The following is a 13,404-nucleotide window of genomic DNA, read 5'->3' on the forward strand; positions in this document are numbered from 1 at the left end:
GGTGCCGAGTCCGAGGTCTACGACGGCGGCGAGGTCGGTTCCGGTTGTCGCGTTGCCGTTGCCGAGTCCGAGGTCTACGACGGCGGCGAGGTCGGTTTCGGTTGTTCCGGCGTTGCCGGTGCCGAGTCCGAGGTCTACGACGGCGGCGAGGTCGGTTCCGGTTGTCGCGTTGCCGTTGCCGAGTCCGAGGTCTACGACGGCGGCGAGGTCGGCGGTGGTGTTGTCGGTTCCTGCCGTTCCGACGTTGCCGGTGCCGAGTCCGAGGTCTACGGCGGCGGCGAGGTCGGCGGTGGTGTTGTCGGTTCCTGCCGTTCCGACGTTGCCGTTGCTGAGGTTGACGTCCACATCTGCGGCGAGGTCGGTTCCTGCCGATCCAACGTTGCCGGTGCCGAGTCCGAGGTCTACGGCGGCGGCGAGGTCGGTTCCTGCCGTTCCGACGTTGCCGGTGCCGAGGTTGGCATCAACAGCTGCGGCGACGTCGGCGGTGGTGCTGTCGGTTCCGGTTGTTCCGGCGTTGCCGGTGCCGAGTCCGAGGTCTACGACGGCGGCGACATCGGCGGCGGTGTTGTCGGCTCCGGCGGTGCCGGTGCCGAGTCCGAGGTCTACGACGGCGGCGACATCGGCGGCGGTGTTGTCGGCTCCGGCGGTGCCGGTGCCGAGGTTGGCATCCACAGCTGCGGTGACGTCGGCGGTGGTGTTGTCGGTTCCGGTTGTCGCATTGCCGGTGCCGAGTCCGAGGTCTACGACGGCGGCGACATCGGTGGCGGTGGTGTCGGCTCCGGTGGTGCCGGTGCCGGTGCCGTTGCCAAGGTTGACGTCCACAACTGCGGCGACATCCGCCGTGGTGTTGTCGGTTCCTGCCGTTCCAACGTTGCCGTTGCCGAGGTTGACGTCGACGATTGCGCCTAGATCGGCAGTGGTGTTTTCCGGCGTTGAGTCACCCAGTAGGCCCAACGACGAGTTTGCGGCAACCGCCGCTGAGACCGCGGCGGTAGCGCCGGATGTGAGACCATCCGACCCGCTCGTTGTGTCCGCTGCGCTGGCAGCGGTGGTGCCGAGGGCTAATAGCCCTCCGGCAAAGAGGGTGCTGAGCAGCCCTCTGCGGATATGTGCGTGCATTGTGATTCTCCTGAGAGTTGTTGGTGGGCGCCCAAGGCAGCCCGAATGGCCGTTTTCCGCGCTAAGGCGCAGGGAAGGCCCAACTAGTCAGGAGATGAACCGGGGTCGAAAGACACCGGTGCAGGGGGACTTTGCAGGGGGCCACTGACGGGGAATATGCCGGTCAGTGGAACGTTCAGCAGGAAATTTGAGAGCCAGGCGGAGCCGCCGGGGCCGGCGCCTGACGATTGGCTGCTCGCCGAACCTGAGCCCGGCACAGCAGGAAGCTCAAGGATGCCCGGGGTGCCGTCGCCGTTACCGGGGGATTCACTAGTGCCGGCAGGCACGGAGGAAGAATGCGCCGGGCCAAGATTTGCGACCGGCAGTGATAGCGCGGACTTCGGCGTCAACAACAGCCCCGAACTGCCCTGGACAGCGCCTAACTGCGCCACCGGGGCTTGCCCGAGCTCGGTGCCGAAACCGCCGTCGAAAGCAGAGGAATCCGTGACCGCTCGAGCATCTGATGCCACGGCTACATTGCCCGGAAGAGGGAGCGTATCCGTGCCTGTAATCAGTTCATCCACCGGTTCAAGGACCGGCTCAAGAACCGGCAGGACCTCGCTTGCGGCGGGCAAAACGGCCTGAGTCGCTTCTGCCACAGCTGAGTCGGCTGCCGCGACTACCGGTGCTGTGACCGTGCCGACGGTGCCGCTGGGCACAATCTGGTTCACTGCCGGAACAGCTTGGATGACGTAGTCCACGGTGCCGGTGACCGTCGCGGTAACCGGCTGAAGCAAGCCGGCCGGATCGGCGGCCACTGGCTGGGCCGGAAGCACGGCGGCAGGCGGTGCCCCGGCAGCAGCAGGTGCCGGCACCGCGTCGGGGCGGACAGCGTGCGCCACCGAGGCCAGGGTGTCGTTGACGGGGCCTGCCGCTGCACCGGTCATTGAGGAAGCTGTACCGGTTACCGAGGAAACAGACGAGCTAACGCCGCCTAACAGCGAACCTGAATCTGATGGTGAATCGGCGCTGGCAGCAGGGGCTGAAAGTGCCAGCCACGCCGTTGCTGCCGCACCGGCAAGAAACAAGGGACGGAGCGTGCGCCATGGAAAACGGGCTGATTCCATCCGCAACACCCCCCCGATGCTCCTCGAAAAATTCGACGATTGCCTACAGCCTAAACATGACCGAGAGCAGGAGTCCAGAGTTTTTTGCCAATAGTCCGGCGAATTGACTATTTTCCGACGCCGGCCGACCGGCTTAGTGTGCGTCGTTCGGGTAGGTCACGCCGAGCTGGGCACGCACGCCGTCGAACAGCCTCATGACGTTCAGCGAATCGTCAAGCGGCATCACCGGGCTCTCCGTCAGACCCTGCTGGATGCATCGCGTGACCTCGCGGAGCTCGTAGGTGTAGCCACGGCCCACTACGTCGAAATGTTCAACCCGCGGTTCAGCCATGCCGATTCTTACCCGCAGTTCCCTGGGGTTATTGATGGAACCGACCGACTGCAAATATCCCAGGTTCCCGGCGACGGTGGCTGTTCGCGGACCGTAGGCCATGAGCGACGACGTCAGCTGGGCCTGGGCACCGTGGTGGTATCCGAGCGTCAACGCGTTCTGGGAATCCACGCCGTCGTCGTTGACAGTGCCAGTGGCACTGACGGACTGGGGCAGGCCCAACGTTCCCAGCGCCCACAACAGAGGGTAGACGGTCAGGTCAAGGAGTGCGCCGCCGCCGTCCTTGAGGGCCCAAATGCGGGCGGTGGGGGAGTAGGCCGCCGGGAAACCGAGATCGGCGGTAACCCACTGGATGGTGCCGAGTTCCCCGGACGCCGCGATGTCGAAGGCACGCTGCATGCTGGGCAGGAACCGGCTCCACATGGCCTCCATGAGGAAGAGCTTCCGGGACCGTGCGAGGGCCACGAGCTCGCCGGCCTCCCGCGCGTTGATGGTCAGCGCCTTTTCGCAGAGCACGTGCTTGCCGGCATTGAGTGCCGCCAGCGCGACTTCATAGTGATGAGCGTGCGGAGTAGCCACATAGATCACGTCCACCGCGGGGTCCGCCAGCAGCCGCTGGTAGCCGATCCCGCTGTCACCTTCACCGTATGCCTTGGCAAAACCGTACTTGGCCGCGAACGCATCCGCCGTCGCCTGGTTCCGGGAACTGACCGCGTAGAGTTCCGCATCGGCCAGGTGGACGAGGTCCTGCACCACGGACTGGGCAATGCCCCCGGTAGCAACCACTCCCCACCGCAGGGTGCGTCCTGTGGCGGAACGGGGATCCTGATCGGGCTGGCTGAACAGCCACGGCTTCGCGATGGGGGCACTCATTGTGCCATCCTCTCACCCGGCTGAGAGAGCGTTCGGGAAATACGCGCAAGGGCTGAGAGAGCGTCCCGGTATTTGGACCCAAAAGTGAGAGAGGATCGGCGTAAGAGCGGCAGGAACTGAGAGAGGGTTGAACTACCCTCCCTCCGCTCCCTCCGCTCCCGACCTCCCTCCGCTCCCGCCGCTCCCGCCGGTTCTCCCGCTTACGCAGAGGCTCCCGCTGCCACGCGGTTGCGTGCCGGCTCTTCGGTGAGGCGCCCCTGCTGCAGCCGGAACCGGCGGTCCGTCTTGTTGGCGAGCTGGCGGTCGTGCGTCACCACCAGGATGGTGGTGTTGTGGTCCCGGCTCAGCGAGCTGAGGAGCTCGATGATGTGCTCGCCGGTCTGCTCGTCCAGGTTTCCCGGCGGCTGGTCCGCGAGGATGAGCTTGGGCTCGTTGGCCAGGGCCCGGGCAATCGCCACACGCTGCTGCTCGCCGCAGGCGGTTGATGCGGCGCAAGTGCGGCGGGATGGCCGGCGTGCTGATCCCACAGTGGTGCGTGCGGCTGTGCGGAGGACGGGCCGAAGCTATCTTTGAGCTGTGAACGCCGGTGGGTGGGGTCCGGGGAGGACCGGGGAACGCAAAGGCCCCGGTCCCACCCTGTCGGGTGGGCCGGGGCCCATGGCTAGCAGGCGCTAAGCGCGGATTACGCAGTGACCGTTTACGCGGTGGCCGTCTCGCCAGTGATCTACTACTTGGTGATCGGGCCGAGTACCGGATCGTCGACGTAGGCCGTCTTGACGTTCTCCTTGGTCACGATGACCGGATCCAGCAGGTAGGCCGGAACGGTCTTGACCGTGTTGTTGTAGGACTTGTCATCGTTGATCTCAGGCGTCTTGCCGGCCTGGATGTCCTTGACCATGGTGATCGCGTGCTCAACGAGCTTGCGGGTGTCCTTGTTGATGGTGGAGTACTGCTCGCCGGCCATGATGGACTTGACGGACTCAACCTCGGAGTCCTGGCCGGTGATGACCGGAAGCGGCTTGCCGGCAGCCTTGACGGACGTCAGGACGGCACGCGCCAGGGTGTCGTTCGGGGACAGGACGCCGTCCAGGGAAGCGGTGCCGTAGCTGCCGGTCAGCAGGGTGTCGGCCCGGCGCTGGGCGTTCTCGGCCTTCCAGCCCTGGGTAACGGCCTGTTCGAACGTGGTCTGGCCGGAGACAACCTTGAGGGTGCCGTCGTCGATCTTCGGCTTCAGGATGCTCATGGCGCCGTCGAAGAAGACCTTCGCGTTGGCGTCATCCGGGGAACCGGCGAACAGTTCGATGTTGTACGGGCCCGAAGGCTTCTTGGCCTTCATGCCGTCCAGCAGCGCCTGGCCCTGGAGTTCACCCACCTTGAAGTTGTCGTAGGCCACGTAGTAGTCCACGTTTTCGGTGTTCAGGAGCAGGCGGTCGTAGGCGATGATGGTGGCGCCGGAGTCCTTGGCCTGCTTGAGCTGGGTACCCAGCTGGGCGCCGTCGATGGCACCCACGATGATGACCTTTGCACCCTTGGTGACCATGGCGCTGATCTGGTTCTGCTGCTCGGAGACGCCGCCGTTGGCGAACTGCACGTCGGCCTTGAAGCCGGCTCCGTTCAGGCCGTCGTTGAACAGCTTCTCTGCCAGCACCCAGTTTTCACTGGTCTTCTGCGGAAGCGCGACGCCGATCGAGGAGTTCTTGGGGAATGCCTCGCCGCCCGTGTTTCCACCCGTGGTGCCGGTTTCGGAGCGGCCGCAGGCTGTCAGCGCCAGTGCCGCAATAGCAGCGATTGCTGCTGCCTTTCCTGCTTTACCAATCATTTGCATTGCTTGGTTCACTTTCTATAGATGGTGTGCGGAGATTCGTGGGGAAACGCTCAGGCTTCCTTGCGGATGACGTCCTTCGTGGCGGTGGTCTCGTCCGGCTGGAGTTCGGTGCTCTTGCCGCCGAAGTTCTTCATCATCATGCCGATGATCGACTTCTTGCCCTGGGTCTTGTTGTAGACGTCGAAGGCAACGGCGATCAGCAGGACCAGCCCCTTGATGATCTGGGTCAGGTCGGCGCCGACGCCCAGAAGCTGCAGGCCGTTGTTCAGTACGGCCATCACCAGGCCACCGACGATCGAGCCGATCACGGTGCCCACACCGCCGGTCACGGCGGCGCCGCCGATGAACACGGCCGCGATGGCGTCCAGTTCCCAGCCGACGCCGTCGAACGGGCCGGACGCGGTGGAGCGCCCCACGAAGATCATGCCGGCCAGGCCGGCCAGGATGGACATGTTCATCATCACCAGGAAGTTGACCTTCTTGGACTGGACTCCCGAGAGCTCAGCGGCGTGCCGGTTGCCACCGACAGCGTAGATGTGGCGGCCGACGATGGTCTTGGACGAGATGAAGCCGTAGATGATGACCAGGACGGCCAGGATCAGGCCGGGGATGGGGAACGAGGTGCCCGGACGGCCGGTGGCGAACAGGTACGTTGCGTACAGGATGGCGCCGCAGATCAGGACCAGCTTGAGGATCATCACCCAGGACTCGGGGACCTCGGCACCCAGTGCAATGGCCCGGCGGCGTGAACGGACTTCGCTGAAGATCACGAAGGCTACCGCCAGCAGGCCCAGCAGCAGGGTGAGGTTGTTGTACCCGGTGCTGGGTCCCACCTCGGGGAGGTAGCCGGATCCGAGGTACTGGAAGTCGCTGGGGACCGGGATGGTGTTGGACTTGCCGACAAACTGGTTGAAGCCGCGGAAGAGCAGCATGCCGGCGAGGGTCACAATGAAGGCCGGAATGCCCACATAGGCGGTCCAGAACCCTTGCCACGCCCCGATCAGCGCCCCAAGGCCCAGGCCCAGCAGCACACCGGCGTACCAGGGGATGCCCCAGTCACGGATCGCCAGGGCCACGGTGACGCCGACGAAGGCCGCCACGGAGCCGACGGAGAGGTCGATGTGGCCGGCAATGATCACCAGCACCATGCCGATGGCCAGGATCAGGATGTAGGAGTTGCCGTTGAAGAGGTTGATGACGTTGCCCGGGGTGAGCGTGCGGCCCTCAGTGAAAATCTGGAAAAAGACGATCAGTGCAACCAGGGCGAAGATCATGCCGAATTGGCGGGTGTTTCCGCCAAAGAGCTTCTTGAGCGCGTTCATTGTTTCGGTCCTTGTGTCTGGAAGGTTCTGGAAGTATCCACAGGGTCAGGCGGCGGTCTTGCGGGCGGATGTCATGAGCTTCATCAGGCTTTCCTGGCTGGCATCATCCTTGTCCAGGACACCTGTGATGGCGCCTTCGAAGATGGTGTAGATCCGGTCCGAGAGGCCAAGCAGCTCAGGCAGCTCGGAGGAAATCACGATCACTCCCTTGCCCTGGTTGGCCAGCTGCTGGATGATGCCGTAGATCTCGTACTTGGCGCCAACGTCGATGCCGCGGGTGGGTTCATCCAGAATCAGCAGGTCCGGGTCGGTGAACATCCATTTCGCGAGCACCACTTTCTGCTGGTTGCCGCCCGAGAGCTTGGCTACGCCTTCTTCCACCGAGGGCGTCTTGGTCCGGAGCGATTTGCGGTACTGCTCCGCAACCGTGAACTCCTTGTTGGGATCCACCACGCTGTGCTTGCTGATCTTCTTGAGGTTGGCCGCGACAGTGGTGGTCTTGATGTCGTCCAGGAGGTTCAGGCCCAGGGACTTGCGGTCCTCCGTGACGTAGCCCAGCCCGGCGTCGATCGCCTGGCGCACGGAGCGGAGCGTAAGCTCCTTGCCGTCCTTGTAGATGTGGCCCGAGATGAACCGTCCGTATGAGCGGCCGAAAACGGACCGTGCCAGCTCGGTCCGGCCGGCGCCCATCAGCCCGGCGAAGCCGACGATCTCGCCGCGACGGACGAAGAAGTTGGAATTCTTGCAGACCATGCGGTCCTGGATCTGCGGGTGGCCCACATTCCAGTCCTTGACCTCGAAGAACACCTCACCGATCTTGGGTTCGTGGTCCGGGAAACGGGATTCCAGCGTCCGTCCCACCATGCCCTTGATGATCCGGTCCTCGTCAACGCCGTCGGCCTTCACATCCAGGGTTTCGATGGACTTGCCGTCACGGATGATGGTGATGGAGTCGGCGATCTGTTCGATCTCATTGAGCTTGTGGGAAATGATGATGGACGTGATGCCGCGGCCCTTGAGCCCGAGCATGAGGTCCAGCAGGTGCTGGGAATCGGATTCGTTCAGCGCTGCCGTCGGCTCGTCCAGGATCAGGAGCTTGACCGACTTGCTCAGTGCCTTGGCAATTTCCACGAGCTGCTGCTTGCCGACGCCGATCTCCTTGATGGCGGTGTCGGGATCTTCCCGCAATCCCACCCGGGCCAGCAGCTCCGTGGAACGGGTCCGGGCTTCGGCCCAGTCGATCACGCCCCGCTTGGTGGGTTCGTTGCCCAGGAAGATGTTTTCCATGATGGACAGCTCGGGGATAAGCGCGAGCTCCTGGTGGATGATCACGATGCCGGCATGCTCGCTGGCGCGGATGTCCTTGAACTGCTGGACTTCGTTTTGGTAGACGATGTCGCCGTCGTAGCTGCCGTACGGGTACACGCCGGACAGGACTTTCATGAGGGTGGACTTGCCGGCGCCGTTCTCACCACAGATTGCGTGGATCTCGCCGGCCTTCACCCGCAGGCTTACCTCGGACAAAGCTTTAACGCCGGGGAATTCCTTGGTGATGGACCGCATCTCGAGAAGGATCGGATCACTTTGCGTGGTCTGGGACGTCATATGCCCTTACGCCTCCAATGCATGACTTCGTTGTCCGCCCCGCAAACCGCAGGGCCGTCTGATGAAAAAGTAAACTGGATCACAGCCCTTGTCGTCAAGTCTTTAACGCAACAGCCAGATAACGAAACGGTTATGAACGGCGTATTCCCGCGTGCTGGAAGACGAGTGCAGCCGCTCCCAGCGCCTCCGCCCGGTCGCCCAGCGAGGACATGGTCAGCGTGGTGGTCTCGCCGATCACGGGCACCGCATGCCGGACAAGCCCGCGTCGGATGGGGTCCAGGAGCAGGTCTCCCAACCCGGCCAGCGGACCGCCCACCACAATGACTTCCGGGTTGATGAGGTTGGCCACGTTGCCCAGGGCCCGGCCCACGGCAAGGCCTGCGTCGTCCACTACCCGCAGGGTGGCGGAGTCCCGCTCCAGCGCCTTGCGGACGATGTCTTCGGCGCTGAGCGGCTTCTCTTCGCCGCGGCCGAGCAGCTCGACCATGGTGGTTGTGGAGGCAATGGTTTCAAGGCATCCCCTGTTTCCGCAGCGGCAGATGAGGCCGTGCTCATGGATGGTGGCGTGGCCGATTTCGCCGGTGATGCCCACGTTGCCGTAGTACGGGGCACCGTTCAGGATCAGGCCCGCGCCGATGCCCGAACCGATCTTCATGAACATCAGGTTACTGATGCCACTGTGGGGTCCCCAGGTGACTTCGGAGAGCGCGCCCAGATTGGCGTCGTTGTCAACAAAGACGGGGAAATTCAGGGTTTCCTCGAGGTGCTGGAGGATGTTGATTCCCACCCATTCGGGCAGGATCGCCCCCTGCGCAACGGTGCCCGTGCGGCGGTCGATGGGACCGGGAATGCCGACGCCGGCGCCCACCACGGCGCTGCGTTCCACGCCGCTTTCGTCAAGCAGTTTGGCCAGGAGGTCGACGGCGGCGCGGATGCCTTCGTCCGAGTGGTGGCCCAGTGGCAGCAGGACCGACTCTTCGGCGATGATGTGGTAGCTGAGCGTGGCCAGGACTACACGGAGGTGGCGCCGGCCGAAGTCGATTCCCACGGCGACGGCCCCGTTGCTGTTGAGCCGGACGTTCAGTGCGCGGCGGCCGGAACTGGTGATCGGTTCCGTGGATGCCAGCCCGGCGTCCTGCATGATCTTGACGATGTTGGAGATCGTGGCAGTGGACAGGCCGGTCTGGCGGGCGAGTTCAGCCTGGGTCGACGGGCCGTTCAGGAGGCACTCGATGATCCGTTGCTGGTTCAGGTGCCTCAATGCGGACTGTGAACCGGGGTTCTTGGTTCGGCTCCTCGTTGAGCGCGGTGTTGAGGGCATGCAAAGAAGCGTGCACCATCTGCACCGTTGTAGTCAAGAAGTTAACGCAAGGTGCAAGCACGATGCCGCACCTGCGGCTGCGGACGTTCCGCACCGCCGGCCACGGGCTGCGGGTGGAAATGCACCTGGGGCACTGCAGGCAGCGGTGGCTAGGCTGGTAAGTACAGAGAGTCCGCGGGTTCCGCGGGCATCCCCGGAGACGTCTAGAGGTGGTAATGGTGCTGCTGGCCCTGATGCAGGCGAACTCCGCCGTGCTCGATGTGGAAGCCAACTGCAATGCAGTGGATAACGCTGCCCGGGCGGCCGCCGCGGCCGGGGCAGCGGTGCTGCTCACCCCGGAACTGTTCCCCGTGGGTTACGCGCCCCTTCGGGTTCGGGAGGAACTGGACCCCGCCAGGTTGCCGGCCATCCGCCGGGCACTGTCTGACGTTGCCCGGCGGAACGGCATCGCCCTGGTGTACAGCCTGCCGGCCGTGACCGGAGACGGCCGGTGGCAGATCACCTCCACGCTGGTGGACCAGGAGGGTGCGGAGCTGCTGACCTACGCCAAGGTGCACCTGTTCGGCGCCGAGGAGCGAAAGGCCTTCAGCCCTGCAGCCGAGCCGCCGGCCGTGGTGGATTTCCACGGCATCAGGACCTCCATGGTGATCTGCTACGACGTCGAATTTCCGGAGGCCGTGCGTGCTGCCGCAGTCCGCGGCGCGGAGCTGCTCCTGGTTCCCACGGCACTGTCGCAGGGCTTCGATTCCGTCCCGCAGGTCCTGCTGCGCGCGCGGGCCCTGGAGAGCCAGCTGACCGTGGCCTACGCCAATCACTCCGGCGCGGAGGACGGCTGTGAGTTCCTGGGCGGCAGTGTGATCGCCGGGCCCGACGGCTCGCTGCTGGCCGCGGCCGGGGCGGCCCCGGAACTGCTGTTCGCCGAGGTCTCCGCAGCGGCCGCCCGCGAAGCGCGGGATGAAGTGCCGTACCTGCGGGAGCGGCGGCCGGACCTCTACGGTGAATGGGATTCGTCCACGTACTGAAGGGCAAACCAGAGTTCCGCGCGCACCTGCGCCTGGTTGAGGTCGGTGTCCAGCAGCTCGGCCAGGGCATTGATCTGCCGGCGGACACTGTTGCGGTGGAGGCCCAGGGCCTTCGCCGTGGCATCCCAGCTGCCGTTCTCGCCCAGCCATGTCCGCAGGACCGCCAGTTGGGCGGACCTCCGCTCGGGTTCCTCTTGGCTGAGCACCGGCTCCAGGAGCCGGCTTGCAAGCATGGTCCCGGCCTCGCGGCCGAGCAGGCCGGCCACGGACCAAGTCACCTCGTCCACCCGGGCGCTGCGCCCGGTGGCCTGCACCCGCGGGCGCAGCGAAGTAACCCGCTGGTACGCTGACGCAAGCCCCTGGAACTCCGTGGCGTCCCCGATCACCAGCCGCCAGCCAAGCTTCTCCGTCTCGGCAAGCAGCGCATCGTCCACCTTGAGGCGTGTAATGGCCGCGAAGCCGTAGTCGGTGATCTCCACCAGCTTGGTGTCGAACATCCGGCGCCATTGCAGCAGTTCCCGGACCGGGCTGTCACCCGCGGGCCAGTCGGCGTCCGCCTTGATTCCCTGGACCACCCGCAGCGGTGCCGAGCGCGTGGACGAGATGCTCTGCGCCAGGAGGTCCTTGAGCCCGTTGACGTGCCTGGTCCCGCCGGAGGCAACGCTGTCCGGGTGCAGCAGCAGCGCCGTCGCCAGCTGGCTCGGTGCGAGGGAACCGCTGGTCCGCTGCCGCACCAGCAGTTCCAGCAGTCCGACGACGGAGGACACCACACTGTTCTGCGCCGGTGTCAGCGGACCGGCGGATCCCAGGATCAGCGCGCCAAGGTTGGCGTCCCGGGTGCTGCGGAGCGGATGGCCGAACACCAGGGACGAGCCGGGCGCGTCGAGGGAATCCATTTCCACCCGGGGGCCGCTGCCGGCCAGCAGCCGTTTGAGGATCGGCTGCAGGACGGAAAGTTCGACGGCGGCGGGCGGCTTCCGCGGTCCGCTGCCCGGGAGGGCGGCGGCGCTGCTTCCGCCGCCGGCTGCTGCCCGGGCGCGGATCCGGCCATCCGCACCGACAAGCTGGGCCCAGACCGGAACCCGCTGCACCAGCGCCGCGAGGAGTTCGTGTTCCGGCCTGGCCGAAAGGACCGCACGCATCAGCTGCCGGTTGGTATCCGCCAGCTGCCGGAACACCCGGGCGTTGTCCGACTCCAGCAGCTGGGAGAATTCGAGCCCGATCGCGGCAAACGGAACAGTTTGCGGAACCTCCACAAGCGTCAGGTTGTGATGCCGGCACGCATCCACCACGGTGTCCGGCACGGCACCGAAGTACGGTTCCAGCCCGAATCCCAAAGCACCGACCCCGGCACCGACCAGCCGCTCCACGTAGGCGTCCACTTTCGCGCCGGTGCCGCCGTCGCCGAGGAACGGCAGCCCCGCGGTGAGGATGAACTCGCCATCGAGCAGGTAGGGCGTCGGATCCTCCAGCTCACTGGGCTCCACCCAGCGGAGCAGCCCGGCGCCGTTCCCGCCGTCGTGGAGTATTTTCAGCTCCGGCGGCAGCTGTTGCAGGAACTGCTCCAGCGTGACGAAACCGAGCCGCTCGGCGGCCGCCTCAGCCGCCAACGGGACCGGCCTCCTGGTAATCGGGGCACTCGTAGGACCGGGGCAGCCGCGGCGCGATCCGGTTGATGATTTCGTCGCCGTGGCTGCCGATGGCCGCGCCCCAGTCGTCGGCGCTTGCCGCCCCGGTCCGCGGATCGCCAAATAGCACAGCCGTGTCACCAACGGCCACGCCGTGGGAATCCGGGCCCAGGTCCACCATGAACTGGTCCATGCAGACCTTGCCGATCACGGGGACCCGGCGGCCGCCGAGGAGGATGAGGCTCCGGCCCGAGATGCCTTTGGGAATGCCGTCCGCATAGCCGAGGGGGATCAGCCCCAGGTAACGCGGTTCGTGCGTGATGGCCTGGTGCTCGTAGCTCACCCCGGTCCCTGCGGGTACCTTCTTCACCAGCACCACGGGCGCTGTGACGGTCAGTGCCGGGCGCAGGCCGAAATCGGCCGGAGCCAGGTGGTCCGCCGGCGCCAGCCCGTAGAAGGCCAATCCGGCGCGCACCATGTCGAAGGCGAATTCGGGCCGGTCAAGGATGTTGGCGGAACTCGAGACATGCCGGAGCGCCGGCTCCAGCCCGGCCGCCCTGGCCTCACGCACGGCTTCTTCGAAGGCTTCCACAGCGGCCGCGTTGGCCGGGTGCGCGGGCACGTCGGCCCAGGCCAGGTGCGTCCAGACGCCCCGCACCGAGAGCGTGCCGTCCCGCTCCGCGGACCTTGCTGCGGCCACAAGCTCGGCCCAGTCCTCTGCCCGCGCTCCGCCGCGGCTCAGGCCTGTGTCCAGCTCCAGATGGACGACGGCGGGGCGGCCCAGCCGTCGTGCGATGCCGGCCACGACGTTGAGCTGGGCAAGGCTGCCCAGCGACACATCGACGTCGTACTCCAGCGCCTCCCGGATCGTCTCGCTGGAAGCCGCCGCGAGATAAAGCCACGAGAGGACCGGGGCGGTGATACCCGCCCGGCGAAGGGCGATGGCCTCGTGAAGCTGCGCTGTCCCCAGCCAGTCGGCCCCGGCTTCCAGCGCCGTCCTGGCGACGTCCACGAGGCCGTGGCCGTAGGCGTTGCCCTTCACCACCGCCATAAAATGCGGTGCGGCGGAGCGCTCCCGAAGTGTGCGGATGTTGTCTGAAATCGCCGAAAGGTCAACGCTGACCTGTCCGCTGAGCGCCGCGTCCAGCGGGCTCTCGATGTGTGCATTAAGTCTCATGCCAGAACACTATATGTCATTTTGCACAACGGTGAGAGTTGGCTCACACGCCTAAGCTGGACCAGGGAAACCGAC

10 protein-coding genes and 1 pseudogene are annotated in these 13,404 nt (G+C 65.6%); 1 reads left to right on the forward strand and 10 read right to left on the reverse strand.

Translation table 11 applies throughout. The features are described 5' to 3' along the window. The 8 genes and pseudogenes from J2805_RS19275 to J2805_RS19310 all read right to left on the reverse strand — a co-directional run. On the reverse strand, positions 1-1,119 hold a 1,119-nt coding region (locus tag J2805_RS19275; RefSeq protein WP_309979139.1), incomplete at its 3' end, for a beta strand repeat-containing protein. Positions 1,120-1,202: 83 nt separating this feature from the next. After that, positions 1,203-2,045 (reverse strand): hypothetical protein, encoded by an 843-nt coding sequence (locus tag J2805_RS19280; RefSeq protein WP_309979141.1) that lies wholly within the window; start codon positions 2,043-2,045, stop codon positions 1,203-1,205. A gap of 313 nt (positions 2,046-2,358) precedes the next feature. After that, positions 2,359-3,429, reverse strand: coding sequence for a Gfo/Idh/MocA family protein (locus J2805_RS19285; RefSeq protein ID WP_309979143.1), 1,071 nt, complete (start codon positions 3,427-3,429; stop codon positions 2,359-2,361). A gap of 200 nt (positions 3,430-3,629) precedes the next feature. Further along, positions 3,630-3,902: pseudogene (locus tag J2805_RS19290) on the reverse strand (ABC transporter ATP-binding protein); the annotation flags it as partial. A gap of 254 nt (positions 3,903-4,156) precedes the next feature. Next, complete coding sequence (locus J2805_RS19295; protein WP_309979145.1) at positions 4,157-5,254, reverse strand: substrate-binding domain-containing protein; 1,098 nt, start codon at positions 5,252-5,254, stop codon at positions 4,157-4,159. Between the two features lie 50 nt (positions 5,255-5,304). Beyond that, entirely contained in the window at positions 5,305-6,576 is a 1,272-nt protein-coding gene (gene mmsB, locus J2805_RS19300) for a multiple monosaccharide ABC transporter permease (protein ID WP_309979147.1), read from the reverse strand. Positions 6,577-6,621: 45 nt separating this feature from the next. Next, positions 6,622-8,181, reverse strand: coding sequence for a multiple monosaccharide ABC transporter ATP-binding protein (gene mmsA / locus J2805_RS19305; protein ID WP_309979149.1), 1,560 nt, complete (start codon positions 8,179-8,181; stop codon positions 6,622-6,624). A gap of 130 nt (positions 8,182-8,311) precedes the next feature. Beyond that, complete coding sequence (locus J2805_RS19310) at positions 8,312-9,502, reverse strand: ROK family transcriptional regulator (protein WP_309979150.1); 1,191 nt, start codon at positions 9,500-9,502, stop codon at positions 8,312-8,314. A gap of 215 nt (positions 9,503-9,717) precedes the next feature. Between J2805_RS19310 and J2805_RS19315 the strand changes: the two genes are divergently transcribed. Next, a complete protein-coding gene (locus J2805_RS19315; protein ID WP_309979152.1) occupies positions 9,718-10,524 on the forward strand; it encodes a nitrilase-related carbon-nitrogen hydrolase in 807 nt (268 codons plus the stop codon). On the opposite strand, the gene J2805_RS19320 is transcribed toward J2805_RS19315, so the two are convergent. After that, positions 10,494-12,134, reverse strand: a complete 1,641-nt coding sequence (locus J2805_RS19320; RefSeq protein ID WP_309979153.1) for a PucR family transcriptional regulator — start codon at positions 12,132-12,134, stop codon at positions 10,494-10,496. The genes J2805_RS19315 and J2805_RS19320 overlap by 31 nt on opposite strands. Beyond that, positions 12,124-13,329 (reverse strand): alanine racemase, encoded by a 1,206-nt coding sequence (gene alr / locus J2805_RS19325; protein ID WP_309979155.1) that lies wholly within the window; start codon positions 13,327-13,329, stop codon positions 12,124-12,126. The genes J2805_RS19320 and alr overlap by 11 nt, the downstream gene beginning before the upstream one ends. Between the last annotated feature and the right edge of the window lie 75 nt (positions 13,330-13,404).

The organism is Arthrobacter oryzae (assembly GCF_031454875.1).
GTDB lineage: Bacteria > Actinomycetota > Actinomycetes > Actinomycetales > Micrococcaceae > Arthrobacter > Arthrobacter oryzae_D.